The sequence below is a fragment of the Mesorhizobium sp. B4-1-3 genome, from assembly GCF_006439355.1.
In the GTDB taxonomy this organism is placed as follows: domain Bacteria; phylum Pseudomonadota; class Alphaproteobacteria; order Rhizobiales; family Rhizobiaceae; genus Mesorhizobium.
The window spans coordinates 1-22919 of sequence record NZ_VFTG01000033.1 but is presented as its reverse complement, the minus strand read 5'-3'; the positions used below and the strand labels follow the sequence as shown (position 1 = coordinate 22919).

28 protein-coding genes and 1 pseudogene are annotated in these 22919 nt (G+C 63.3%); 8 read left to right on the top strand and 21 right to left on the bottom strand.

Annotation, left to right across the window (positions count from 1 at the left end):
• Positions 1–67: 67 nt before the first annotated feature.
• From FJW06_RS26885 to FJW06_RS26820, 14 genes are all read right to left on the bottom strand, one after another.
• A complete protein-coding gene (locus FJW06_RS26885) occupies positions 68–352 on the bottom strand; it encodes a PRC-barrel domain containing protein (protein WP_140756250.1) in 285 nt (94 codons plus the stop codon).
• A gap of 82 nt (positions 353–434) precedes the next feature.
• A complete protein-coding gene (locus FJW06_RS26880; protein WP_140756248.1) occupies positions 435–848 on the bottom strand; it encodes an MAPEG family protein in 414 nt (137 codons plus the stop codon).
• Between the two features lie 63 nt (positions 849–911).
• The gene (locus FJW06_RS26875; protein WP_140756246.1) at positions 912–1397 is read right to left on the bottom strand and encodes an SRPBCC family protein; all 486 of its coding nucleotides are present in this window, start codon (positions 1395–1397) and stop codon (positions 912–914) included.
• Positions 1394–1711 (bottom strand): metalloregulator ArsR/SmtB family transcription factor, encoded by a 318-nt coding sequence (locus tag FJW06_RS26870; RefSeq protein WP_140756244.1) that lies wholly within the window; start codon positions 1709–1711, stop codon positions 1394–1396. Before FJW06_RS26870 ends, FJW06_RS26875 begins: the two co-directional genes overlap by 4 nt.
• A gap of 120 nt (positions 1712–1831) precedes the next feature.
• Positions 1832–2155 (bottom strand): DUF2934 domain-containing protein, encoded by a 324-nt coding sequence (locus FJW06_RS26865; protein WP_140756242.1) that lies wholly within the window; start codon positions 2153–2155, stop codon positions 1832–1834.
• A 116-nt stretch (positions 2156–2271) separates the two neighbouring features.
• Positions 2272–3381, bottom strand: coding sequence for a mandelate racemase/muconate lactonizing enzyme family protein (locus FJW06_RS26860; protein WP_140756240.1), 1110 nt, complete (start codon positions 3379–3381; stop codon positions 2272–2274).
• Positions 3382–3436: 55 nt separating this feature from the next.
• The gene (locus FJW06_RS26855; protein ID WP_140756238.1) at positions 3437–5875 is read right to left on the bottom strand and encodes an FAD-dependent oxidoreductase; all 2439 of its coding nucleotides are present in this window, start codon (positions 5873–5875) and stop codon (positions 3437–3439) included.
• A gap of 144 nt (positions 5876–6019) precedes the next feature.
• Positions 6020–7018 (bottom strand): L,D-transpeptidase, encoded by a 999-nt coding sequence (locus FJW06_RS26850; protein WP_140756236.1) that lies wholly within the window; start codon positions 7016–7018, stop codon positions 6020–6022.
• A 156-nt stretch (positions 7019–7174) separates the two neighbouring features.
• Positions 7175–7459 (bottom strand): DUF982 domain-containing protein, encoded by a 285-nt coding sequence (locus FJW06_RS26845; protein ID WP_140756234.1) that lies wholly within the window; start codon positions 7457–7459, stop codon positions 7175–7177.
• A 24-nt stretch (positions 7460–7483) separates the two neighbouring features.
• On the bottom strand, positions 7484–7786 hold the full coding sequence (locus FJW06_RS26840) for a DUF982 domain-containing protein (protein WP_140756232.1): 303 nt from the start codon (positions 7784–7786) through the stop codon (positions 7484–7486).
• A gap of 198 nt (positions 7787–7984) precedes the next feature.
• The gene (locus FJW06_RS26835) at positions 7985–8212 is read right to left on the bottom strand and encodes a hypothetical protein (protein WP_140756225.1); all 228 of its coding nucleotides are present in this window, start codon (positions 8210–8212) and stop codon (positions 7985–7987) included.
• Between the two features lie 135 nt (positions 8213–8347).
• Positions 8348–8548, bottom strand: coding sequence for a hypothetical protein (locus tag FJW06_RS26830; RefSeq protein ID WP_140756223.1), 201 nt, complete (start codon positions 8546–8548; stop codon positions 8348–8350).
• Between the two features lie 85 nt (positions 8549–8633).
• Positions 8634–8837 (bottom strand): hypothetical protein, encoded by a 204-nt coding sequence (locus tag FJW06_RS26825; protein ID WP_140756221.1) that lies wholly within the window; start codon positions 8835–8837, stop codon positions 8634–8636.
• Between the two features lie 201 nt (positions 8838–9038).
• Complete coding sequence (locus FJW06_RS26820; RefSeq protein WP_246674861.1) at positions 9039–10334, bottom strand: phospholipase D-like domain-containing protein; 1296 nt, start codon at positions 10332–10334, stop codon at positions 9039–9041.
• A gap of 247 nt (positions 10335–10581) precedes the next feature.
• Between FJW06_RS26820 and FJW06_RS26815 the strand changes: the two genes are divergently transcribed.
• On the top strand, positions 10582–10935 hold the full coding sequence (locus tag FJW06_RS26815) for a DUF768 domain-containing protein (RefSeq protein ID WP_181178602.1): 354 nt from the start codon (positions 10582–10584) through the stop codon (positions 10933–10935).
• 335 nt (positions 10936–11270) lie between these two features.
• Here the strand turns inward: FJW06_RS26815 and FJW06_RS26810 are convergent, their stop codons facing one another.
• Both FJW06_RS26810 and FJW06_RS26805 read right to left on the bottom strand, forming a co-directional pair.
• Positions 11271–11471: a DUF3606 domain-containing protein gene (locus FJW06_RS26810; RefSeq protein ID WP_140756215.1), complete on the bottom strand. Its 201-nt coding sequence runs from the start codon at positions 11469–11471 to the stop codon at positions 11271–11273.
• A 62-nt stretch (positions 11472–11533) separates the two neighbouring features.
• On the bottom strand, positions 11534–12421 hold the full coding sequence (locus tag FJW06_RS26805) for a transcriptional regulator GcvA (RefSeq protein WP_140756213.1): 888 nt from the start codon (positions 12419–12421) through the stop codon (positions 11534–11536).
• 127 nt (positions 12422–12548) lie between these two features.
• On the opposite strand from FJW06_RS26805, the gene FJW06_RS26800 reads away from it, so the two are divergent.
• Both FJW06_RS26800 and FJW06_RS26795 read left to right on the top strand, forming a co-directional pair.
• Complete coding sequence (locus FJW06_RS26800) at positions 12549–13010, top strand: VOC family protein (RefSeq protein ID WP_140756211.1); 462 nt, start codon at positions 12549–12551, stop codon at positions 13008–13010.
• 36 nt (positions 13011–13046) lie between these two features.
• Positions 13047–13778 carry an SDR family oxidoreductase gene (locus tag FJW06_RS26795; RefSeq protein WP_140756209.1) on the top strand — a complete coding sequence of 244 codons (732 nt, stop codon included), beginning with the start codon at positions 13047–13049 and terminating at the stop codon, positions 13776–13778.
• 144 nt (positions 13779–13922) lie between these two features.
• Here the strand turns inward: FJW06_RS26795 and FJW06_RS26790 are convergent, their stop codons facing one another.
• Entirely contained in the window at positions 13923–14654 is a 732-nt protein-coding gene (locus FJW06_RS26790; protein ID WP_140756207.1) for a GntR family transcriptional regulator, read from the bottom strand.
• A 186-nt stretch (positions 14655–14840) separates the two neighbouring features.
• Between FJW06_RS26790 and FJW06_RS26785 the strand changes: the two genes are divergently transcribed.
• Both FJW06_RS26785 and FJW06_RS26780 read left to right on the top strand, forming a co-directional pair.
• Positions 14841–15854: an SIS domain-containing protein gene (locus FJW06_RS26785; RefSeq protein ID WP_140756205.1), complete on the top strand. Its 1014-nt coding sequence runs from the start codon at positions 14841–14843 to the stop codon at positions 15852–15854.
• Positions 15855–15894: 40 nt separating this feature from the next.
• The gene (locus tag FJW06_RS26780) at positions 15895–16707 is read left to right on the top strand and encodes a PfkB family carbohydrate kinase (protein WP_140756203.1); all 813 of its coding nucleotides are present in this window, start codon (positions 15895–15897) and stop codon (positions 16705–16707) included.
• A gap of 3 nt (positions 16708–16710) precedes the next feature.
• Here FJW06_RS26780 and FJW06_RS26775 read toward each other — a convergent pair whose 3' ends face one another.
• The 4 genes from FJW06_RS26775 to FJW06_RS26760 all read right to left on the bottom strand — a co-directional run bounded on the left by FJW06_RS26775 (position 16711) and on the right by FJW06_RS26760 (position 20905).
• Positions 16711–17682 carry an amino acid ABC transporter permease gene (locus FJW06_RS26775; RefSeq protein WP_140756201.1) on the bottom strand — a complete coding sequence of 324 codons (972 nt, stop codon included), beginning with the start codon at positions 17680–17682 and terminating at the stop codon, positions 16711–16713.
• Positions 17683–17701: 19 nt separating this feature from the next.
• Entirely contained in the window at positions 17702–18982 is a 1281-nt protein-coding gene (locus FJW06_RS26770; RefSeq protein WP_140756199.1) for an FAD-binding oxidoreductase, read from the bottom strand.
• Between the two features lie 51 nt (positions 18983–19033).
• A complete protein-coding gene (locus tag FJW06_RS26765) occupies positions 19034–19861 on the bottom strand; it encodes a transporter substrate-binding domain-containing protein (protein ID WP_140756197.1) in 828 nt (275 codons plus the stop codon).
• 150 nt (positions 19862–20011) lie between these two features.
• Positions 20012–20905, bottom strand: coding sequence for a LysR family transcriptional regulator (locus tag FJW06_RS26760; RefSeq protein WP_140756195.1), 894 nt, complete (start codon positions 20903–20905; stop codon positions 20012–20014).
• A gap of 192 nt (positions 20906–21097) precedes the next feature.
• On the opposite strand from FJW06_RS26760, the pseudogene FJW06_RS26755 reads away from it, so the two are divergent.
• From FJW06_RS26755 to FJW06_RS26745, 3 genes and pseudogenes are all read left to right on the top strand, one after another.
• Positions 21098–21389: pseudogene (locus FJW06_RS26755) on the top strand (cyclophilin-like fold protein); the annotation flags it as partial.
• A 19-nt stretch (positions 21390–21408) separates the two neighbouring features.
• Positions 21409–21804, top strand: a complete 396-nt coding sequence (locus tag FJW06_RS26750; protein WP_040980375.1) for a cupin domain-containing protein — start codon at positions 21409–21411, stop codon at positions 21802–21804.
• Between the two features lie 26 nt (positions 21805–21830).
• A complete protein-coding gene (locus FJW06_RS26745; RefSeq protein WP_140756193.1) occupies positions 21831–22847 on the top strand; it encodes a zinc-dependent alcohol dehydrogenase family protein in 1017 nt (338 codons plus the stop codon).
• Positions 22848–22919: the final 72 nt, after the last annotated feature.

Below are 22919 nucleotides of genomic sequence, written 5' to 3'. Positions count from 1 at the left end.
GCAAGAAAACCCAGGCCAGCGGATTGTCCAGCCCGGGCTCTTCTTTCATTCACAATGGCGAAGCGCCTCAGTCGCGATGCTCCGGCATCGCCTTCAACTGGTCTTTCGTCCAACTGGTGACGGCATGCACGTCGCCGTCCTCGTCGCGCATGAAATCGAGCTGGCTGGCGGTGACGGCCACCGGCTTCGCGCCGATGCCGAGGAAGCCGCCGACATCGATGACCACCTGGCTGCCATGCAGGTGGTCGACCGAGCCGATCTTTTCGTCATCGGGGCCATAGATGGTCGCGCCTTCGAGGACGTCGGGAGTGAGCTCGGCATTGGTCAGTCTTACGTGGCTGGAATGGTCCATCGCGCATCTCCTGTGGCTGTACAGGGGATGAACCTCCGATTAGGCCAAGGGTTCCACCGACAAAGCGAAAAGCGAGCGCCTCTTAGCGAAGCGCCGCCCATCCCGTCACGAGGATGAGGATAAGCGTGACCAGAGCGCCCGAGACATAGAGGATCGTCCTGACGTTGCCGCCCTTGGCGGCCTTTCCGCCGCGCAGGTAGATGACCATGTGGACAAGGCGTATCGCCAGGTGAACCCAGACAAGCACGGCAAGCGTCACCGGCCCGACGCCGGCTATCATCGCCAGCAATACGGGCACGACGAAGGGAGCGAGTGCCTCGACCGAGTTCATATGGACACGGTCGATCCGGTAGAGCGGGTTGTCGTCGTCCGCCGGAACGACCGGACCCGACAGCTTACCCGCAAATCCCTTGGACGAGCCGGAATAGACCGCCAGCGCCACCGACTGGAGGCAGAGCGCCAGCACGCCGAGGATGCTCAGCCAATAGGTTTCCATGTTCCGCTCTTCCTCCTCATCGCTGCGGCCATGTCGGTCGCGGTCGTCCGCCGGGGCGCGCCGTCAGGCAGCCTGGGAAAAAAGCGCCTGGTACCGCTGCAGGTAGAGCGGCCAGCCCTGATCGCTGTCGACGCCGCCGCGCACGCTCTCCCAACCTTGGCCATGCCGCTCGATATGGCGGTGCTCGATGTTGACACGGGTGCGGTTTTCCGCCTCGGCCGAGAAGCGGACCTCCCACTCGCTGGTCTTGGCAAGGTCGGTTTCGATCTGCCAGCGCGGGCTGATGTCCCAGCTTAAGAGCAGCCGGTTCGGTGGCTCGTAGGCGAGCACACGGGCGAAGCGGCATTCCGAGCCATCGACGCCGCGGTCATAGACATGGCCGCCGACCCGCGGCTCGAAGATCGTTTCCGCGATCGGGACAGTGAGCAGGTTATGCTCGCGCGGCTTGAAGCTGCCGAAATCCTCGGTGAACACCTTGAAGGCGCGCGCGATCGGCGCCGCGACCACCACGGAGTGTTTTACGGGAGCAGGTGCCGGTTGCTTGATCATGTTTCGTCCTCTGTCGGTTGCTCGACAATTTGCGCGTAGGCGGCAAGCGCCTTCACCCAGAACTGGTCGATCTCCGCCCGAAACGCCGCGAGGCCATCCGGGTCGATGCGGTAGATGCGTTCCTTGCCCGAACGCGTGTCAGCCACCAGCCCGGCGTCCTTGAGCACCTTCAAGTGCTGCGAGACCGCCGGCCTTGTTACCGGCAATAGGTCGGCCAGCCCGCTGACCGAGCTGGGCCGGTCGACCAGCAGTTCGAAGATCGTACGTCGCGTCGGGTCGCCGAGCGCTATCCAGTATTTCGCGTTAGTGGTCACTAACGTGAAACCTAAGGCGAGATGTCGGCCCTGTCAACCCGGACGGAGAGCGCACGCCAAGCGCCGGCGCGGGAGGCGTGCCCTGGGCCGTGAAGCGCAGATAGCTTGGTTGTCGGCTCGTCAGCTGCGCCGCTTTGCCTTCAGGCTCCGCGCCGCTTGCTCGATCGCCGCTCGGTCGTTGCCCAGCCGGTCGAGCAGCTCCTGCGCCTCGTCCCCCGAAATGCCGGTGCGCGCGGCAAGCGCCTCGACTGTCAGCACATCCGCGCTGTCGATCTCGCGCGTTTCGGGCAGCGCATCGCCCGCCGTCAGCGGCAGCGCCGCCTCGCGGTCGATCTCCAGCTCGGCCTGATGCCAGTGCCGTTCGTGATTGCCGAGGATGCCGCCCTCGCGTTGAAAGATCTCATAGGCGCGTTGCCTGATCTTCTCGGTCCGATCATCGTCCATCGCCGTTCCTCCTTGCGTGTCCCAAGAACGCAAGATGAGGCGGAACGATCCGCGTCGTTCGCGAAGTGATCGCCGGCGCAATTCCGGCTCTCGACTGCGCTGGCTGACACGTCGCGCTACGGCCCGTATATCGCCACTGCCTTGCCGAACATGCCGGGCTCCGGCTTCACGCCGAGCCCCGGCCGCTGCGGCACCGCGATGTGGCCCTGCTTGATGGCGATCGGATGCTTCTGGTCGAAATGGCCCTTGATGTATTCCTGGGCGATCCAGGCGCCTTCCATGCGGCGGGGCTCGACGGTGGCGGCCAGATGCACGCAGGCCGCGGCGATGATGTCGCCGCCCCAGGCGTCGTCGCAGCTGTGCGGCAGTGAGCGAATGGCGCAAAGGTCGCGCACCGTGGTCATCTTGGTGAGACCGCCGAGACGCGTCACCTTGAAGCCGAAGCCGTCGGCGATGCCCATAGAGATTGCCCTCAGCACCGCGTTCTGGTCCTCGGTGCTCTCGTCGAGATAGATCGGATGTGTCAGGCGGCTTTTGAGCGTCGCGATCTCGTCCATCGTGTTGCAAGGCTGCTCGAAGACGAAGGGGATTTGTTGGCAGAGCCGGTCGAGATGGATCGCCGCGGCGGCCGTCAGGCCCCGGTTGCCATCGACCGCCAGCCGAGCCTTGTAGCCGACCGCTTCCCAGACCTTGTGGACGACGGCCACGTCTTGTTCCAGGTTGCGTCCGCTGATCTTGATCTGCAGGCGCGGATAGCCGGCCTTCACCTTGTCGGCGGCGATCCGTGCCGTCTCCTCCGGCGGTCCGACTATCAGCGAATAATAGGCCGGCACGCGGTCAGTCAGCGCGCCGCCCAGCAGCGTCGAGACCGGCACGCCGAGCTTCTGTCCAAGCAGGTCGAGAAAGGCCATGTCGAAGGCGGCCTTCGCATAGCCGTGCCCGTTGAGCCGCTCGTCCATCTGTTTGGCGAGCAGCCTGATCGAGGCGATTTCCGCGCCGATCAGCCCCGGCGCGATTTCGGCGATCGCGGCGCGGGCGCCGAGCGCATGATGCGGCTGGTAGACCGGCCCGATCGGGCAAGTCTCGCCCCAGCCGGTGAGACCTTCATCGGTGACGATCTCGACCAGCGTCGAATCCAGCGCCTCCACATCGGCGCTGGCCATACGGTAGACGCCGTCCTTGACCGGCAGCTGCGCCGAATAGACGTTGATCCGGTCGATCCGCATACGGGCTTCCCTCCGAAGGACACGTTGGCAACAGGACCTTTGCAAGCCTCGCCTGTTACATCCTCGCCCTGGCCGAGGTCGGATCGTAAGGCGAATCCGCGATCACTTGCGCCGTCTTCCATTCGCCGAGGATCGCCACATCGAGCTTGGTGCCGGGCCTGGAAAAGCATTCGGGCAGCAGCCCCAGCGCCACATCGTGGCCCAGGGCATAGCCATAGCCGCCCGACGTGATGCGCCCGACCAGCTTGCCGTCGCTGTAGAGCCCTTCATTGGCTAAGGTGCTGGCGCCGTCAGTGTCGATCCGGAGCGTCACCGAGCGGCGCTGATCGTTGCGCTCCTTGTATCTCAGCACCGCGTCGCGCCCGACGAAATCGCCCTTGTCGAGGCGGATGAAGCGCTCTAGCCCGCTCTCCAGCGCGTTGAGCTCGGCGTTCATGTCGCGGTACATGGCGCGATAGGATTTCTCGAGCCTGAGCGACTCCAGCGCATGCAGCCCGACCAGCCGCATGCCGTACTTCTCGCCTTGCTTCAGGAGCGCCTCGAGCAATTGCCGCTGGTAGGGCAAGGGATGGTAGAGCTCCCAGCCAAGCTCGCCCTCATAGTTGACGCGCAGCAGCCTAACGTCGCTGGCGAGAGCCACGTTGCCGATCTTAACGCCGAACCACGGGAAGCTTTCGTTGGAGAGATCGATCTCGGTCAGCGGCTGCAATACGGCCCGCGCGTTCGGTCCGACGACCGTGAAACAGCCGCGATCGTTGGTGACATTCTTCAGGCTCACGCTGCCGTCGGCGGGAAGCAGTCTGGACAAATCGTCGAAATTCCAGCGCTCGGCGCGCGGCGTCGAGATCAGGTAGAACGAGTCGGCCGCCAACCGCGCCACCATATATTCCGCCTGCACGCCACCGCCCGCGGTTAGGTGATGCGCCAGCGTGACCTTGCCGACCGAAGGCAAGCGGTTGGCGATGATCCTGTCCAGCCAGGCCGCCGCGCCCGGGCCTGCCACCTCGAACTTGGTCATCGGCGTCATCTCGACCAGGCCGACGGCGTTGCGCACCGCCAGCACTTCCTCGCCGACGAGGTTGCCCTTGGGCGTCCAGCGCCAGCTATACTGGTCCTTCGCCTCGACGCCGTCGCGCGCGAACCAGTTGGGCATCTCCCAGCCGTTGAGCACGCCCCAGACGGCGCCCAGCTCGGTCAGCCTGTCATAGGAGGGCGCGGTCTTCTGCGGCCGCGCGGCGGGCATGTCCTGTCCGGGATATTTCTGCTCCGCATGAGTGCCCCAGGCCTCGCGCACTTTCTCGCGCGTCCATTCCTTGTTGGCGTAGTCGCCGAAGCGGCGCGGATCGAGGTCGGACGTGTCGAGGCTATTGCCGCCCTCGACGATTCGCTCCGACAGATAATAACCGATGGTGCCGCCCCACAGGATGCCGCCCGGCACGCCTTCGGCGAGCCAGACATTGGGCAGGCCCCAGGCCGGCCCCATCAAAGGCAGCTCGTCCGCCGTCATCTGGAAGGGGCCGCGCACATTGGCCTTGATGCCGACGCGCCCGAGCGCTGGAACAAGCTGCAGCGCCTGCTCCCAATTCCACGACACCGCTTCGAAATCCTCTTCCAGCAGGTCGGCGCCGAACCAGGCAGGAACGCCATCCTCGGCGAACAGCTTCAGGTTCGCGGTGCGTTCGTAAGGCCCGAACATCAGCCCGTCGCCTTCCTCGCGCAGATAGCCCTCGAACCCTTCGTCGCGCAGGATCGGCATTTCGGGCCGACCGGCTCGCTTGCGCTCCACCACTTCCGGCACCGCTTCGGTGATCCAGTACTGGTGCAGGATCGGGATCGCCGGGATATCGAGGCCGAGCAGCGCGCCGGTCTGACGCGCGTAATTGCCGGTGGCGCAAATCACATGCTCGCAGGTGATGTCGCCCTGGCTGGTCTCGACCAGCCACTCGCCGGAGGCGGTCCGCCTGAAGCCGGTGACTTCGGTGTTGAGATAGATTTTCGCGCCGAGATCGCGCGCGCCCTTGGCCATGGCGTGCGTGACGTCGGCCGGCGCGATATGGCCGTCATCGGGATTGTAGAGCGCGCCGAGCATTTGCTTGTTGTCCAGCAGCGGCCAGAGCTTTCGCGCCTCGTCGGGCGTGAGCAGCTGCGCCCGCATGCCCTGCACCTCGGCGACGCTCATATAGCTCTTGAACTCGTCGAGCCGGTCCCGCGAATTGGCGATGCGCAGCTGCCCGCATTTATGCCAGCCGACCGGCTGCCCGGTCTCGGCCTCGAGACCCTCATAGATCTCGATCGTCTTGTTGATCATCCGCCCGACATTGATGTTGCGGGCATAGGATGGGATCAGACCGGCCGCGTGCCAGGTCGAGCCGGCGGTGAGCTGCGTGCGCTCCAGCAGCGCCACTTCGGTCCAGCCGCGCTTGGCCAGACCGTAAAGGACACCCGCGCCGACGCATCCGCCGCCAACGATCACAACTCGCGCATGTGTCTGCATCACCACCGGTCCGACTGTTCAGAGCAAAAGTGCCCCGGAAAGCTACAAGCGGTGATTGGCGCTGTAACGTCTTCAAAAATTAGGGGTCATGATAAATTGTGCTTATGCAGCGCTGCCCGCGCCCCGGCTCGGACCCCGCGGAACTCATCTGGCTTGCCCCTCCTGCGCGGCCTCGTCCTTGAAGTCGACCTTCGTGCCCGGCTTGACCATGGCCGCCAGGTCCTCGGCGTCCCAGTTGGTCATCCGGATGCAGCCATGCGAGAAGGTGGTGCCGATCTTGCCCGGGTCGGGCGTGCCGTGGATGCCGTAGCTCTCGATCGAGAGGTCGATCCACACCGATCCGACGGGATTGTTGGGCCCCTTGGCGATGGTGAAGGGGCGCTTGGTCTTCACTCCCTTGAAGGCGAATTTCGGATTGTAGTGATAGGTCGGATTGTGCACCACGCGCTTGACCTCGGCGGTGCCGCTCGGCGCCGGCTTTTCCTCGCTGCCGATCGAGGCCGGATAAATCGCAATCGCCTTGCCCGACGCATCGAGGGCGCGCACTTGGCGCAATGCCTTGTCGATCTCGACGCTGGCAATCTGTAAAGGCGGGTCGCCGCGGCTGACATCGGGCACCACCAGGGTCGTGCCAGCCTTGCTGAATCGCGAGCGGAGGTTGAGCATCCTCAGCAATTGTTCGCTGACATGGAACCGCTCCGCCAGCTTCTCCCGTGCGTTGCGGTAGCCGAGGTATTTCAAGCGGGCCATACTCTCCATGCGAACCGGAATGCGCCTGGTGAAGGGGCCGCGCACATCCTTGGCCGTGACTTCGTATGTCGTCAGCACAGGGCCGGCGAAAGTTGCTGCGAGCTTATCCCAGGTCTCCCGCGTAAGCTTGCCGTCGGAAGGCAGTCCGTTCGCTGCCTGGAAGGCCGCGACAGCCTTGGTGAAGCTTTGCAAAACGCGGCCGTCGATCAGGCCCGGCGAGAAGCGGGCGCGATCCAGAAGCACCTGCGCCTTGAGGACCATGGGACTGACGCCCGTTGGTTCGCCCTCGCTGAATTGCGCTTGATTGACGGCGTCCGGCTCAAGCCTCGCTGCCTGCGCGACGCTGCATGCCAGTGCCAGCGTCACCGCGAGCGCAACAAGAAGCCTGATCATCGACGTCACTCCGCGACCGCGACAAGGACCTGTCTCTATGACGCGGCAGTCCCGATCTGGTTCCTGTCGGGGGTGGTCGAAGTGAAGACCGTCGCAAGTGCTTCGCTAACAGCGATCGCAGCTGATGAGGCGGCGCTGGCCGCCGCCTCATTCACATCAGACATGTTTCGGTTGAGCAATTCCCGGGATTGGCGGAATGGCGGCATCCTCGATGAGGATATCCTTCTTGCGAGCAAAGGCGACGAAAACACCCCTCGCTGTTTCCGCATCCACATCCCCAGCCAGGGCGGCCCTCAAGGCGCGGATCGCGGCCTTCTGCTCGGGGCTGTTGCCACACCAGTCGATGACAAATTGGTAGGCGTCCGCGACGGTATTCAGCTGACGCGGAAATCCCAGTCCTACCCAGACATGGATTGGCTTTTCGAACGGTTTGGCGAGCATCGCGAATTCCTCCTCGATCCGCAATTAGACGGTCAGCCCGCCGCCTTTGCCGCCCTTGCCCACCATCCAGGGCAAGGTGGTGCTCACGTCTTCCTGGATTCTGGCGGACTTCGCGAAACCGCAAAACGCCTCTCTGGCGGCCGTCAGCGGAAAGCCGCTGTCGAATGCCCGCTGGCACGCGCGCAGCGCCGTTTCATAGATCGGCCCACGCCGGTTCTTGGGCCATTCATAGAGAAATTCCAAGGCGTCTTCGAGGCAGGCGATTTCCTGGATGAAACTGTTTCCGCTCTTGACGAAAACAGGGCTGTCGAACATCCGATCGTTCATAAGATCCTCCAAATCGAACGAACAATGTGAATTTGGGACGGGCGGGGATCAGCGGTCCGCGCCTGGGATGCGATATGGGTTTACGGGTTTGAGCCGTCAAGGACTTGGCGCATGCCGTCATGTCCTATTTCGCAGGGGCGATGTGTCGCGCGCTGTTCGGTCGATCAGCTGGCACCCAAGCCGCCGGCAGCGGCCTTGTCAGCGACTGGAATTGAGCTTCTGGATACGCCCCTTATCCAGCCGGAACACGCCGTCCATACCGCCTTGCTGCTCGAAGTCGGTTTGAAGCTCGTCCCACGTGCCGAGATATGCACCGCACTCGGCGCAATGAATCGCTGTTGCGGGTTGAGCATCGGCCGGGATCTGCAGACGGATGGTGCCGCAAAAAGGGCATTCCAGTTTGTGGTCAAGATACTCGCCAGCCATTTTGGGGAGCATCGCGCAACAAGCACGTCTTCGCAAGCAGGGAATTTCCGACGAGCTTTGCTTCAGCCGGCTTGGAAGCAGCCGGTCGCGAAACGCCGCCGCCACATCCGGCGGGCATGCGCGGCATTCAGCCGGTCACACGCGGCTTGAAGTGGACGTCTGGACACGCGCCCTGATGATCCGTGCTTCTCGCAGAAGCGACGGTCGGTCGCGCCCGACGGCCTTTATCAGTCGCCTGGCTTGAGCCTCCGAGATGCCGGTTTTCTCTTTCAGCAGAATGACGAGCTGCTTGTCGTCAATTCGGCCGTGGGAACTGCCTTCACCGGGTTCAGTCATATCAAAGATCCTCCTTCCAACCGAACTGGGAAGACCGTCGAAAGTTTCAATGCGGCTTTGCTTGGCTAGCCGCTCCGCGGTGGCACTATCTGCCCAGCGGTCTTCGCGAAAGCTCCGCCAGCTCCCGCTCGTCGACAATTCCCGCCATGTAGTTGGCGATGATGCGCGAGGCCCGTCGTTCGCGCTGCTCTTCGGTTTCATTGGCGCCCGCGCTGAACTCGAGGACGCGGCCGAGAAAGCTCACCTCATCGGGCGTGAACGCATCTTTCGCCAGTCTTGTGATTGGCATTGCCGCCTCCGTCGCCCTAAACCCAAGAGAAACCCGGCGGACATGGTCGTGACACAGCGACCGAAGGCCGGGCTTGGCCAATCTCAATGTTCTGGCGCGCCCATCCTGCATGTTTGTAGATGATCCGCACTAACCTTTGTGAATCGAGCTGACGGAAGATAGCTGCCAGACGCTCGCCGTCCCACCTTTCGCACCAATACGCTATAACTGCATGTGAAGCCTGCTGGCCAGCCAGTCGGTAACCTTCTCGCTCATCGGGCGCGCCTGCCACTCCGCCAGGCTGATCTGCCTCGACCGCTTCAAGTCCTCGTTGAACAAGTCGATTTGCGTCTGCGCAAAACCCTTGCCGTAGACATTGAGGGTGGCTTCGTCATTCAGCCGCAACGAGCGCTCGTCCAGATTGGTGGAACCGAAGCTTGCCCAGACGTCGTCGACGATCAGGAGCTTGGGGTGATACATCGTCGGCTGAAACTCATAGATGCGCACGCCCCCTTCGAGCAGTTGGCCCCAGAAGTGGCGCGAGCCTTTTCGGACGATGGGTACATCGGTCAGCGAATTGGGCACGATGACGTCGACGGCTACGCCTCTCTTCCTGGCGTCAAGTATCTGCTGCAGCGCGATTTCGTCCGGCACAAAATAAGCCATGCCGATGCGCAGGTGATCCTTGGCCGCGGCGACGGCAGCCAGCATCATCAGCTCCATGTCCTCGGAGCCGTTCGGTTGCGATGAAAGGATCAATTGGGCGCTTAGCGCACCTGCGGGTTCGGGTGGCGGATAGAACTTTTCTCCTTGCAACGTTTCGCCCACGGTCTCCAGCCAGTTCTCGGCGAAGGCCGCCTGGAAAGCGGCGACCGAAGGTCCCTGAATTTGGTAATGGGAGTCACGCCACTCGTTCGGATTGCGTGCATCGCCCAGCCAGTTGTCCGCGATACCGACCCCGCCGGTGAAGGCGATCCGCCCGTCCACAATGAGCAGCTTCCGATGTGTCCGGTTGTTCACGCGGTCAAGCGTGTACCAGTGGATGGGCCGGTAGCGCTGGAAGCGCACCCCGGCGCCCGTCATGACGTGGATCAGGTTCTCGTCGAAAGGCAGGCTGCCGAGCCAGTCGACGAGCACCCGAACCTCGACGCCTTGCCGGGCTTTCGCGGCCAGGGCCGTGGCGAACTGATAACCGACCGAGCCCGACCAATAAATGTAGGTTTCCATGTCCACGCTGGCTTGGGCCGCGCCGATCGCTTGCAGCATCGCCGGAAAAATCTCATCGCCATTGACCAGGGTTTGCACGGCATTCCGTTCGAACATCTGCCCTTGCGAATAGCTACTCATGCTTCGCACGAATTGCGGGTCCTCCGCATCGAAACGATGCGGAACGATCGTGCGGATGACATGAGGCTCCGGGGTCAGGTTTACCGCGGCCAGAGTGAACACGCCGGCCACGATCGCAACGGCGACATATTTGAGGACGTCGAGCCAATAGCCGGGCTTGCGTCCGGCCACGATCGCCTTTTTGCGAGCCAGTGACGCTCTAAAGCCTAGAGACCTCACCTAATTCGTCCCCCTGTCAGTTCTGGTGAATTTCAGCTGCAAGAATGTTCGACCCTGGTTCAGGTTCCCGGCCAGGCATGCAGCAAGCGCCGGACCTGCGCCTTCGTCCAGTCGATCTCTGGATCGGCTGCACTATCCACAGAACGCTGCATCCTTTGCGAGCAACCGGCGTTGAAGAGGATCGTTCAGGATGGTTTGCATGGATGCAAAGATGAAAGTGCCGGTAGCCGAAGCCTCTCAGGAGGCCGATATCCTCGTGAACAAAACGGCCCATTTCGTGGGCGAATGGATCGATGAACACAAGGCTGACGCTCCGGCAGCGCTCCCAGCAGAAATCGTCGCCGCGGAATTGGCGGATCAATGTATCGCTGACGCTGAAAACGAGGGCATAGGGCCTGACGAGATCAGCGAAGAAGTTGGCGACCTCAAGGAATATATCGCCGAGACCGTGTTGGAGAAGCAAAGCGATGATGGCGGCGATGTTCATGGATCGATCTCACCTGCGCCATCTGCTGCTGGAAACGGGGAGCCGAATGCCGGAATTCCGCATTGAGTTCCTCGAATCCACGGCGCTGCCACCGATCTACCTCGGAAATGGAAAACCTCGAAACCGCGAAAGCCGAGGCCAAACGGGTTGCCAAGGAACCCATGCTCGACAGCATTGCCGGAGGCTCGGGCCCGACCTCCTGGACGACCAAGATATATGACGAGGCCGGCTAGCTGGTGGCGACCATCGAGTTGCAGAATCCGGCGTCCGGCCAACAGCATCTCGGTCAAGCGGACGAGGCCGGCGAGCCTTGCGTAATGAGGTTGAGATCTGATGCAGCGCCGACGAGAGGCTCGTATCGATGTCCGGGCCATGCGATTTGCTTCAGCCCCCGTGCGGGCTTAGTCGTCGCTTTTGTAGGTTTTGGCGGCTTCCTCGATCTTGCGCCAATCGTTGCCATAGCGCCGCACTAGCTCTCGTGCCTGCGCGGGCGATAGATTCTGCGTCTCGACGATATGCTTCACTTCCGTCTCTTCGCCCTTCAGCGGACGCGAGCGCGGGCGCCTGGATTGTTTGGCTGTCGCCGCATCTCGTCTCGCCATGAATGACCTCGCTCGGATCGGTATCAACCGCCGAGCCGAAGGAAGGTTTCCTGAACCGCTCGTCAGCCCGGCTGGATCTCCGAAAACAGCCAGTCGCGAAAGACCTTCACCTTGCGCTGGCGGATCGCCTCCGGCGGATGGACAAGATAGAAGCTGGAGACCGCCTTCAGAGCGTGGTCGAACGGTCGCACCAGCCTGCCGGTGGCGAGGTCGGCTGAAACCAGCATGGTGCGGCCGAGCACCACGCCTTCGCCCTGCACCGCCGATTCCACCGCGAAAGTGGCGGAATCGAAGGTCAGCCCGCTGTTGGGATCGACGCCTTCGACGCCGGCGCTGGCGAGCCACGCCGCCCAATCGATGCGGTAGCCGTCGCGGATCAGCGTGTGGTGCTTCAGATCCTGCGGGTGCTTGAGCGGATGCGGCCCTTCCAACAGCTTCGGGCTGCAGACCGGAAACACCTCCTCGCCGGTGAGGAACTCCGAGGTCAGCCCGTGATAGTGGCCGGCGCCGTAGCGGATGGCGACATCGATGCCGTCGCCGCGGAAATTGGTCAACCTGCCGGTGGTCGAGACGCGCACGTCGATGTCGCCGTGCGCGCGATGGAAGCGATAGAGCCTTGGCACCAGCCATTTTCCGGCGAAGCCGTCCGACGTGCTGACGTTGAGCGTCGAGCCCGAGTGGCGCGAGGTCGCGGTTTGCGTCGCCAGTGCGAGCTGGTCGAGCGCCTCGCGCACGGCAACCGCATAAGGCTCGCCGACCGGGGTGAGTCGCACCGAACGCGTCGCTCGCTCGAAGAGCTGCACGCCGAGCTGATCCTCCAGATGTTTTATCGCCCGGCTGATCGCGCCATGTGTGAGGTTGAGCTCGTCGGCGGCCCTGGAAAAATTCAAATGCCGTGCGGCCGCCTCGAAGGCCGGCAGGGCGTTGAGCGGCGGCAGTCTGCGGGTCATGGCGAAGCCATTTGTGAGTTATGGTAACAAATACTTGCCAAAGTTTGGTTTGTCCGTCGAGCTTTTTCCAGCCAAAAATCCTCACAGAATTTGTGATCAACACTCACTTCAAAACTGCGAGGACATCATGGCCACCGTTCATCCCTTCCTCTGGTTCAACTTGGACGCAGAAGCTGCGCGCGACTTCTATCTCTCCGTCTTCAGGAATAGCCGCGCACTGCAGACCATCGAGTTCACCGACAAGCCGCACGCGATCTTCGACTTCGAGCTCGAAGGCCAGCGTTTCACGGCACTCAACGCCGGCGGTGTGCCGCCCTTCAACGAGCGCATCTCGCTTTACATCGAGACGAAGGACCAAGCAGAGACCGACTATTTCTGGAATGCGCTCACCGCGGGCGGCGGCTCGGAACAGCCCTGCGGCTGGCTGAAGGACAAGTTCGGCGTCTACTGGCAGGTCATCCCGAGCGAGGCCTTGCGCCTGATGAACGACCCGGACCGCGAAAGAGCCCACCGGGCACGCCAGGCCATGTACTCGATGAAGAAGATCGCCCTTGCGGACATCGAAGCCGCCCACGCCGGCCGCGCCTGAGCACAACATCCCCCGATTGAAGAACGGAGAAGACCCATGACTACTCTCGCAGGAAAGAAGATCGTTGTCGTCGGCGGCAGCTCCGGCATCGGCTACGGCATCGCGGCCGCCGCGCTCGAAAGCGGCGCGGAGCTGGTGATCGCCGGCCGGTCGGCGGACAAGCTGAGGGTCGCAGCGAAGAGGCTCGGCGGGGCAGGGCGCGTGACGGCCATCGCCGCCGATATGGCGAACGAGGCCGATGTCTCCCGCCTATTCGAGCAAGCCGGCTCCTTCGATCATCTGGTGGCGACGGCCGGCACGCCGCCGCCCAATTATCCGATCGGCGAAACCGACATGGATTTCGTGCGCGGCTTCGTCGACGGCAAGCTTATCGGCGCGGTGATGCTGGCCAAGCACGCCGTGCGCACGCTGAACAAGGGCGGCTCGATGATCTTCACCTCCGGCATCAACAAGGACCGCCCGCCGGTGCCTGGCGGCTCGGTGGTTTCGGCGGTCGCCGGTTCCTTCACCTATTTCGCCCGCGCGCTCGCGCTGGAGCTCGCGCCGACCCGCGTCAACATCGTCTCCCCCGGCTGGGTCGACACCGAGATGTGGGACGAGATCGTCGGCGAGGCAAAGACAGGCTATTTCAATGAGATGGGCGAGCGCGTCCCGGCCGGCAGGATCGCCAGGCCCGCCGACATCGCGCCGGCCTATCTCTATCTCATGCAGAACGAGTTCATGACCGGCGAGACCGTCCATATCGACGGTGGGCAGCGGCTGGTGTGAGCGGGCAGGGTTGGACTCTGGCTGGGATCCGGCCTCACCCTCGCCGTCCACAAGGACCGAAGTCTCGCGGCTGCTCCCGCGCTAACTACGAGCTCCTCGATATCCGCATCGCCCCTGATAGCGTCAACGCCATCGGTCAAGCGTTCACTTTCGTGCGAAGCTGAAGGCGAAATGGCTGCCGCGATGATAGACGGCGGCATAGACGACCGGGGTGCCGGTTCCGTCGAAACAGGTTTCCGTAATGAGCAGGGCCGGCCCGAAGTCGCGCAGGTCGTTGCGCTCCACGATTTCGTCCGGCAGCATCACGGCTGCAACAGAGGCGGCCGACATACGCGGTTGACGGCGGTTTTTTTCCAGCAGCGCGAGCAGCGAACCGCTCCATTCGATGTCGAAAAGGCGGCCCGGCAAAAGGCTGCGCGGTACGTAGTCCAGCGAGTAGATGAGGGGCAGATCGTTGTGCAGCCGCAACCGTTCAAGCCGAATGACGCGCTCCCCATCCGCCAGGCGTAATTGCTGCTGGATCAATGGATCGGGCGTTTCCTCGGCGATGGAAAGAACCTTGTTGATGGTGTTGTAGCCATAGTGGCGCGACATGTCGGTCACGCTTTCGAACACCGTGATGGGACGGTCGACCTGGACGGCGGAATTCGCGGTCACGAAGCGGCCGAGACCATGGGTGACGGAGATGATGCCGTCCTGTTCGAGAAGCTTCAGCGCTTCGCGCAGGGCAGGGCGCGAGATACGGAAGCGCTGCGTCAGCTGAGATTCCGTTGGCAGCCGGTCGCCGGGCTTGAACCCTTCGGTCCTGATGAGGTCGGCCAAGCGGTCGCGGAGCCGAACTGCCAATGTGCGCGCATCCCGAAGCGGCTCGTCCAAGTCCCTCTTCCCCATTGTGCCAACTCTCCCCTTGTTGTCGGACAATCGTGCTCAGGTCAAGCGGAGGCATGCCGTGGCGATCTCGTGGCAAATAGGAAAGGGCCTGAGAGCCGATCCGCAAAATTTCTCTTGAAATGCGCTCCTATGGATGTCAGTTGTCTTACAACAGAACCCACCGAGGGAAAAATGCTCAATTTCGATGAAGCCCGGTTTGTGCGCATCCAATCGGGGGCGGTGGCCTTGCGCGAGCGCATTGAAGCCGTCGTGGCGCAGTGCCTCGCTGCCGGAGCGCAAAACATATTCTTCCTGGGCACCGGCGGTGCAGCGATCCTGATGCATCCGGCCGCGCAACTGCTGCAGCGACGATCCCGCTTCCCGGCCCTGATCGACATCACCGCCGAACTCCAGCTTGCCCAATCCGTGCACCTGACCAACAAATCGATCGTCGTGGTGCCCTCGCTTTCCGGCACCACCAAGGAAAGCGTGGCGCTGCTGTCCCGGATCAAGGACGTCGGGGCGACGGTGATCACGCTGGTCGGACATGAGGAGACGCCGCTCGGCAAGGGCGGAGACCATGTCTTCGTCAACTTCGCCGAGGACGACACGTCCTGCGAGTCCTTCTATCTCCAGTCGCTCTTCATCGCTCTTGCGATGCTGAAGCATCGTGGTGAGCTTGCCGAATCCGAACGGATTCTCGCTGAACTGGAGCAGTTGCCGCCACTGCTGCTGGAGGTGAAGCGGAACTATGAAGAGGAAGCCGCCGGTTTCGCGCAAAAACTGGCCGCCTCCGACTATCATATCATAACAGGCGCCGGGAATGTCTGGCCGCAAGCGTGGTATTACGGGATGTGCATCCTGGAGGAGATGCAGTGGATCCGGACCCGCCCCGTGCATGCTTCCGACTTTTTCCACGGCACGCTGGAGCTGGTGGACAAAGGCGTCAGCGTAGTGCTCTTCAAGGGCGAGGACAGTGCCCGGCCGCTGGCTGATCGCGTCGAGAACTTCGCACCCGCCTATACGGACAAGTTGACGGTGCTCGATACGGCCGATTTTGAACTGCCTGGCATTTCGCCGGATGTGCGCGCGCTCGTTTCGCCGATCGTGCTTGCGACCGCGCTCGAACGGGTCAGCGCGCATCTCGAGGTGATCCGCAACCATCCGCTGACGACGCGCCGCTACTACAAGCGCGTCGCCTATTGAGTCGATCGTTCGGCGCCCGCGCTTGATGGCGTAACGGGATATGACCAGCTTTCGATTTGCCGCCGTCGGCGACAACTGCATCGACTGCCTCGGAGCGCCGATTGGCCGGTCGCTGGTCGGCGGCAACGCGCTCAACGTTGCCGTCCAGCTCGCCCGACTTGGCCACAACAGCTTCTATTTTGGCGCCGTCGGTCACGACGCGGAGGGCGAGCGCACCCGCGCCGAGCTCGAAGCCAATCGGGTGGCGGTCAAGCACCTGCGCGTAGGCCAGTGCAACACCGCACGGACCGACATCAAAGTGTTGCCGTCCGGCGAGCGTTTGATTGCTGTCGAGGATTTCGGCGCCTGCGCCGGCTATGGGCCGGACGAGGCCGAACTGGCGACCCTGGGGACGATGGATCACGTCCATATCGGTTGGCTCGATGATGGTGGCGCCTTACGCAGGCGCTTGTCGCGGGCAGGCGTCAGCGTCTCGCAGGACATTTCGGTCAACGCCGATCCCGCCGATCTCGGTGTGAAGGGTTTGGGCATAGTTTTCTGCTCGACTGACCAACCTCGCGACGCGGCGGGAGCAATGGCCGCGGATCTCCTGTCGCGCGGCGCAGGCTGCGCCGTCGTCATGCGCGGTGCCGAGGGGTCGATGGCGCTGACGGCCCGCGAGCGCGCCGAGACCGGCATCCGCTCGGTCGAGGTCGTCGACACGACCGGCGCCGGCGACAGTTTCATCGCCGGTTTCCTGCATGCCTGGCTGGCGAGGAAGCCGCTCTTGCTGTGCCTCGAAAGCGGCCGCGATCATGCCGCTCTGGCCTGCTGCCATCTCGGCGGCTTTCCCCAGGAGGGGATGCCGCATTGAAGCTCAGCGTTTGAGTGAGCGGCCGAACCGTTCCTCGATGCGGGACTGCAGGAATTCGAGCCCGATGGACAAAATCCAATAGATCATCGAGGCGGTGATCAGCATCTCGATATGCCGGAACTCGGTCTGGCCTTGCGTGCGAGCCAGATACATGATCTCCCAGACCCCGACCACCGAGACCAGAGAGGAATCCTTCAGCATCGCGATGAACTGATTGCCCGTCGGCGGCACGATGACGCGCATCGCCTGTGGCAGGATTACCAGGAACATCGTCTGGTTGGGGCTGAGCCCAAGTGCGGTGGCGCCTTCCGTCTGGCCGCGAGGGATGCTTTCGATGCCGGCTCGGAAAATCTCTGTCATGTAGGCGCCGTAGCAAAGCGACAGTGCCATGATCCCGGCAGGCACGGCCCCGATCACATAACCGACCTGCGGCAGGCCGAGATAGATGATGTAGATCTGCATCAGCAATGGCAGCCCGCGAAACAGCGAAGTGTAGAACGTTGCCAGGCCATAGACGATGCCGTTCTTGGAAAGCTTGGCTATGGCGCCGATGAAGGCGATGACTGTCGCGATGGCGATCGAAATGGCGGAAATGTACAGCGTGGTCACCACGCCCTGCGAAATGAGGAAGCCGATCTTCCTGGCGATGAAAGAGAACGACAGGTCGAAGGAATAGAAGAACAGCATCAGCAGCACGAACAGCTCGATCCAAACGGCCACGATCTGCTGCTTGCGCCCGAGTTGCTGCAGCGCCTTCCAGTTGGCGGCCACGATCAGCGCGATCAGCATCGCCGAGACGGCTCGCGCCACCGCGGGATTGGCAGCGAGCCATTCGATCGAGCTCGGGATCAGCTTGCCGATCCAGTCTGCCTTGATGCCGAGACCGTAGAGGCCCGCAGCGAAAGCGGCGAGCGCCAGGCACACGCCGATGCGGCGCGCGACGTCCGGATAGTTGAGCAGCAGTCTGCCGATCACCTGTCGATATCCCTTCTGGTTAGCGGGGGCGTTCGCGCCACCAATCTTGCGCCTGCAGCTTCCAATAGGTGAGTTGCGCCGCGGCGAGCCCCACCGGTCCGCCCGCCCAGGCAAGTCCGAACGGCGCGAACAGAAGGTGGCGGTCCGACTGGCCGAGTACTGCCTCGGCGACCACCTTGCCGGCTATGGCTGTCGTGTTGATGCCGTGCCCGCCAAACGCGGTGAGATACCAGGCGCCCGGCTGCAGTTGTCCGATCTGAGGCATCAGGTGGCGGGCGTAGGCCATCAGCCCCGACCAGGCGAGTTCGGTCTTGAGCGCAGCGAGCTGAGGGTAGGTTCCAACCATCTCCCGGCGCAATTCCCTGGCCAGCGCCGCCGGCGAAGCGGCCCGCGTGGTGATGCGCCCGCCCCAGAGCAGCCGCTTTCCATCCTCCACGACGCGGTAGTAGTCGCCGGCCCGGCGGTTGTCGCCGACGGCATCCGTCGTCGCGATGGCGCCGGCGATGAGATCGGGGGCCTCCTCGCTCAGCATCACATAGGTTGCGATCGGCAAGATGGCCCGCTTCAGCCGGCCGACCAGCGGTCCTGTATAGCCGCCGGTGGCAAACACCGCTTGCCGCGCGCGTACTTCGCCGTTTGCGGTGCGTATGGTCTTGTGCGGGCCATCGAGTCTGGCCTCGATCGCGCTGGAGAACTCGTGAATCCTGCCGCCCAGCCGCTCGATCTCCACCGCGATGGCGCGCAGATAGTTCAGCGGATGCATGTGGAAGGCGTTGGCATCGCGCAGGCCCTGGTAATAGCGCTCGGAATGCAGCACAGCGCGGACTTGGTCGCGCTCGAGATATTCGAGCCGATAGTCGAAATCCCGCGCCAGCCTCTCTGCATGAGCCTTCAGTTCGGCGCCGCCGTCATGGCGCAGCACGCCCATGATGCCGGGGCGAGGCTTTGCTGCCGTGATGTCGAGGTCCTTGATCGTCTGCCGCACGAAATCGACGCCTTCGATCGACAGCCGGTGCAGCTCTCGTGCCGCCGCCGCGCCCGCCATCGCGGCGATCTTGTCGCTGCCGGTCGCGAAGCCCGGGCTGACGAAGCCACCGTTGCGGCCCGAGGCGCCGAAGCCGATGCTCTCGGCTTCGAGCAGCACGATCTGCTGCCCGGCGCGCGCCAGCTGCAGCGCCGTCGTCAGACCGGCCAGTCCGCCGCCGACAATAACCGTGTCGCATTCGGCCGGACCCACGAGGGGTAGTCTGACCTTCTCGTCGGCAAGTGTGCGGCGATAATAGGTATCGGGATAGGTCATAATGGGTTCTGATGAAAGCAGGCGGCCCTGAGGGGCCGCCCGCGATGAGCGTCAATCGGCGCTGTAGTTCTTGCCGTACCACTTGGTGGTCAGCGTGGCGAGCGTGCCGTCTTTCTTCATCTGGTCGATGATGCCGCCGATCTTGGTGGTCCACTCGGCATCGCCCTTGTCCGCGATCACCACCAGCGGCTCGCGGAAGGCGTAGTCGCCCTCGAGGATGCGGAGCGGATAACCGTTCCTAATGGCGTTTTGCGCGGTCTGCTCGGGCGCGATGACCGCGTCGAGCCGCACGCCGTCCCCAAGTCTCAAATCGTCGAAGGGCAGCATGGAATCAGCGAAAGTCCGGATTTCGCCAGGCTGGAGCTTGTATTCGATTGGCGGAAGGCCGGGAGCGTCAATCTCCAACTGGCGGCGGATGAAATCTTCCGACGTGGTGGCGGTCTCGACGCCGATCACCTTGCCGTTCAGATCGCTCACCGATTTTGCCTTGCTGTCCTTGTGGACCACATAGACGTAAGGGCTGTAATAATAGATGCCGGCGAAATCGATCACCCTGGCCCGGGCCTTGGTCGGCGTCACCGAGCCGACGCCAAGATCATAGCGGCCCTGCCAGTGGCCGCCGGTCATGGTCGCCCAATCGGGCGTCTCGAAGCTGACTTCGACGCCCAGGCGTTTGGCGATCTCTTTCGAGACGTCGATATCGAAGCCGACCAGCTGGTTGCTCTCGTCGAGAAAGCTCTGCGGCGGCCAGCCGCTGTTGGTCGCGACCACCATGGCCTTCTTGGATGTGACGCGATCGAGCGTCTCTCCCGCCCAAGCTGCCGACGCAAATGCGAGCGCGCCGGCAGCCAGCGCGAAACAAGTGATAAATCTCCTCACGAAACCTCCCTCTCGTATGTAAGATGTCTGACAACGCAGCTTGTCTGCAAGGGAGAGGGCGAGTCAAGTGTCTTTATCGGTGCATCGTCGAGTTTTGGCCTGCGATACAGGTCCCGGCGTCGGCCGGATCGGCCTCTCCACCGCGCGGCCTCAACTGCGATGCCGCAACGTGTCGACGATCACCGTCATGGCCGGCGAGAGCTGGCGCCGGCTTGGGTAGTAGAGATGGTAGCCCGGGAAGGGCAGGCTCCAGTCGTCGAGCACGAGCCTGAGTCGGCCTTCGGCAACGTGCTGCCTGACGAGGTCTTCCGGGATGTAAGCGATGCCGTGGCCATGCAGTGCTGCGTCGACCATGGGAATAGTGGTGTTGAAGGTCAGCTGGCCGTCCACCCGGACCCTGATCTCGCGGCCCTTCTTCTCGAACTCCCAGGCATAGAGTCCGCCGAAAGTGGCCTGCCGCAGGCTGATGCAATCGTGCCCGACGAGGTCCTGCGGAATTTTCGGAACCGGGCGGCGCGAAAAATAGTCCGGCGAAGCGACGGCCACCAGCCGCCAGTCCGGGCCGATCCGCACCGCGATCATGTCGCGGTCGACGCTCTCGCCGAGGCGCACGCCGGCGTCGAAACGCTCCTCGACGATGTTGCGCATGCCGTTGTCGCTATAGAGCTCGACACGCAGGTCGGGATAGTCGCGCAACACCGGCTCGAGCTTCGGCCAGACGATCATGCGCAGCGCATGGTCCGACAGCGTGATGCGAACCGTGCCCGCGGGCCTGTCGCGGAAGGCCACCAGGCTCGAAAGGTCGGACTCTATGCCTTCGAACCGCGGGACGAGCGATCGGTAGAGCCGCTCGCCCGCTTCCGTCGGCGCTACGCTGCGCGTCGTGCGGGTGAGCAACCGTACGCCGAGCCGCGCCTCCAATTGCTTGATCGTATGGCTGAGCGTCGATTGCGACGTGCCTAGCTCGGCCGCCGCCCTGGTGAAGCTGCGCTCCCTGGCCACCGTCAGGAACCACAGCAAATCCTTCAGATCCTCGCGCTGCATGGGACAGATCTAGCTCCGCCGCTCCCTCAAGCCGTGTCAGCTCTTGGCCTCCACTCGCCAATTCATATCAAGAATGGATAAGTCCATGCAGATTGCAACGGCTAATCCAGATAGTGCCGGTGATTTATATAGCCGCCAGCGAAACGACTGGAGGGCTCGACCGGCGGGCCGCGGCACATGGACACGACCTATCCTTCGGCGCGGGATTTCTTTTCCATGCTGCCGCTCCATCTCACCATCAGCGACTATGCCCACAATGAAAAGACCGTCTACCTGCCGCGTAAAGCTGACCGAGGAGGGCAGCGGTCCGTTCGGCAACGAGCAGCCCCTGCGGATCTCTGCTACTTATGCCCCCTGGGGCAACCTAGCGATGTTCTACGCCGACTATCGCCATCCCGGGCTGATCAGGCTCGGCCGCTTCGACGAGGGCGAACAGGCGCTGCATAGGCGCGGCGAGTTCCCGCTTCACATAGAACGCGTCTGAGGACGCAAAGGAGATCATCATGGACATTCTTCGCGCAGGCTCGAGGCCTTCCGGCAAAGGTCCGGCAAGTTGGTTTACCGGGACGGTGCGGATCGATCCGCTCTTCAATCCCTTCGACGCCGAGCGCGTGCAGGGCGCGCAGGTCACCTTCGAGCCCGGCGCCCGCACCGCCTGGCACACGCATCCGCTGGGACAGACATTGATCGTCGTCTCCGGCCTCGGCCGCGTGCAGCGCGAGGGCGGCCCGGTCGAGGAGATCCGGCCCGGCGACGTCGTCTGGTTCGCGCCCGGCGAAAAACACTGGCACGGCGCGTCTCCCGAAACCGCCATGACCCACATCGCCCTTCAGGAGGTCAAGGACGGCAAGGTCGTGGATTGGCTGGAACATGTCAGCGACGCCGACTACGGCGCCTGACCCGATCGACGAAGGGAAAGCAAGAAATGCTCGCAACCATTCTTCACAAGCCGGCCGACATCCGTTGCGAGGAAGTCGCCGACCCGAAAATCCTGCGCCCGACGGACGCCATCATCAAGCTCTCGGCAAGCTGCATCTGCGGCTCGGACCTGTGGCCCTATCGCGGGCTGCAGCCGGTCGACGGGCCGATGCATATGGGCCATGAATATTGCGGCATCGTCGTCGAGGTGGGCGCAGAGGTGCGCAATGTCCGCCCCGGCGAGTTCGTCGTCGGCTCCTTCTGCCTCTCCGACAACACCTGCCCGCATTGCCGCTTCGGCTTCCAGTCGTCCTGCGAGCAGCGCGAGTTCATGAGCGGCGCCCAGGCGCCTTATGCCCGCGTGCCGCTGGCCGACGGGACGCTGGTTGCGACGTCCGAGGTTCCGCCGGCCGAGCTGATTCCTGACCTGTTGGCCGTGTCGGATGTGCTCGGCACCGGCTGGTACGCGGCCGATGCGGCAGAAGTCCGCGAAGGATCGACCGTCGTGGTCGTCGGCGATGGTGCCGTCGGCCTGATGGGTGTACTCGCGGCCAAGGAGATGGGCGCTGAACGCATCATCGTCATGAGCCGGCACGGCAGCCGCCAGGAGCTCGCCCGCGAATTCGGCGCCACCGAGATCGTGGCCGAACGCGGCGACGAAGGCATTGCGCGCATCAAGGAACTGACCAGGGGCGTCGGCGCGGATTCGGTGCTGGAATGCGTCGGCACGGGAGAATCCTTCGACCAGGCGCTGGCCTGCTCGCGGCCCGGCGGCACCATCGGCTATGTCGGCGTGCCGCATGGCGTAAGCTTCGACGGCCAAAGACTGTTCTTCGGCCAGAAGCGCATGCTGGGCGGCCCGGCGCCGGTGCGCCGCTTCCTGCCCGACCTGATGGAGCGCGTGCTGCAAGGCCGCATCAAGCCCGGTAAGGTCTTCGACCTCAAGCTGCCACTGGCCGAGGTCGCCGAAGGCTATCGCGCCATGGACGAACGTCGCGCCATCAAGGTCATGCTCGAGGTCTAGGCTGAATCGACATTCAACGCATCCAGAGCAAAGCTGCGGCGAGTTGTAGGAAGCCGAGGAAGTGGACGGCTC

What these genes read in the sequence shown, in the direction of transcription:
- FJW06_RS26805 (WP_140756213.1), bottom strand. Translation starts at nt 12,421, where the DNA reads ATGACCCGCAGACTGCCGCCGCTCAACGCCCTGCCGGCCTTCGAGGCG.
- FJW06_RS26855 (WP_140756238.1), bottom strand. Translation starts at nt 5,875, where the DNA reads ATGCAGACACATGCGCGAGTTGTGATCGTTGGCGGCGGATGCGTCGGC.
- FJW06_RS26750 (WP_040980375.1), top strand. Translation starts at nt 21,409, where the DNA reads ATGGACATTCTTCGCGCAGGCTCGAGGCCTTCCGGCAAAGGTCCGGCA.
- FJW06_RS26845 (WP_140756234.1), bottom strand. Translation starts at nt 7,459, where the DNA reads ATGCTCGCCAAACCGTTCGAAAAGCCAATCCATGTCTGGGTAGGACTG.
- FJW06_RS26860 (WP_140756240.1), bottom strand. Translation starts at nt 3,381, where the DNA reads ATGCGGATCGACCGGATCAACGTCTATTCGGCGCAGCTGCCGGTCAAG.
- FJW06_RS26830 (WP_140756223.1), bottom strand. Translation starts at nt 8,548, where the DNA reads ATGACTGAACCCGGTGAAGGCAGTTCCCACGGCCGAATTGACGACAAG.
- FJW06_RS26840 (WP_140756232.1), bottom strand. Translation starts at nt 7,786, where the DNA reads ATGAACGATCGGATGTTCGACAGCCCTGTTTTCGTCAAGAGCGGAAAC.
- FJW06_RS26815 (WP_181178602.1), top strand. Translation starts at nt 10,582, where the DNA reads ATGGATGCAAAGATGAAAGTGCCGGTAGCCGAAGCCTCTCAGGAGGCC.
- FJW06_RS26780 (WP_140756203.1), top strand. Translation starts at nt 15,895, where the DNA reads ATGACCAGCTTTCGATTTGCCGCCGTCGGCGACAACTGCATCGACTGC.
- FJW06_RS26875 (WP_140756246.1), bottom strand. Translation starts at nt 1,397, where the DNA reads ATGATCAAGCAACCGGCACCTGCTCCCGTAAAACACTCCGTGGTGGTC.
- FJW06_RS26850 (WP_140756236.1), bottom strand. Translation starts at nt 7,018, where the DNA reads ATGATCAGGCTTCTTGTTGCGCTCGCGGTGACGCTGGCACTGGCATGC.
- FJW06_RS26770 (WP_140756199.1), bottom strand. Translation starts at nt 18,982, where the DNA reads ATGACCTATCCCGATACCTATTATCGCCGCACACTTGCCGACGAGAAG.
- FJW06_RS26800 (WP_140756211.1), top strand. Translation starts at nt 12,549, where the DNA reads ATGGCCACCGTTCATCCCTTCCTCTGGTTCAACTTGGACGCAGAAGCT.
- FJW06_RS26865 (WP_140756242.1), bottom strand. Translation starts at nt 2,155, where the DNA reads ATGGACGATGATCGGACCGAGAAGATCAGGCAACGCGCCTATGAGATC.
- FJW06_RS26810 (WP_140756215.1), bottom strand. Translation starts at nt 11,471, where the DNA reads ATGGCGAGACGAGATGCGGCGACAGCCAAACAATCCAGGCGCCCGCGC.
- FJW06_RS26880 (WP_140756248.1), bottom strand. Translation starts at nt 848, where the DNA reads ATGGAAACCTATTGGCTGAGCATCCTCGGCGTGCTGGCGCTCTGCCTC.
- FJW06_RS26785 (WP_140756205.1), top strand. Translation starts at nt 14,841, where the DNA reads ATGCTCAATTTCGATGAAGCCCGGTTTGTGCGCATCCAATCGGGGGCG.
- FJW06_RS26835 (WP_140756225.1), bottom strand. Translation starts at nt 8,212, where the DNA reads ATGGCTGGCGAGTATCTTGACCACAAACTGGAATGCCCTTTTTGCGGC.
- FJW06_RS26745 (WP_140756193.1), top strand. Translation starts at nt 21,831, where the DNA reads ATGCTCGCAACCATTCTTCACAAGCCGGCCGACATCCGTTGCGAGGAA.
- FJW06_RS26760 (WP_140756195.1), bottom strand. Translation starts at nt 20,905, where the DNA reads ATGCAGCGCGAGGATCTGAAGGATTTGCTGTGGTTCCTGACGGTGGCC.
- FJW06_RS26885 (WP_140756250.1), bottom strand. Translation starts at nt 352, where the DNA reads ATGGACCATTCCAGCCACGTAAGACTGACCAATGCCGAGCTCACTCCC.
- FJW06_RS26795 (WP_140756209.1), top strand. Translation starts at nt 13,047, where the DNA reads ATGACTACTCTCGCAGGAAAGAAGATCGTTGTCGTCGGCGGCAGCTCC.
- FJW06_RS26825 (WP_140756221.1), bottom strand. Translation starts at nt 8,837, where the DNA reads ATGCCAATCACAAGACTGGCGAAAGATGCGTTCACGCCCGATGAGGTG.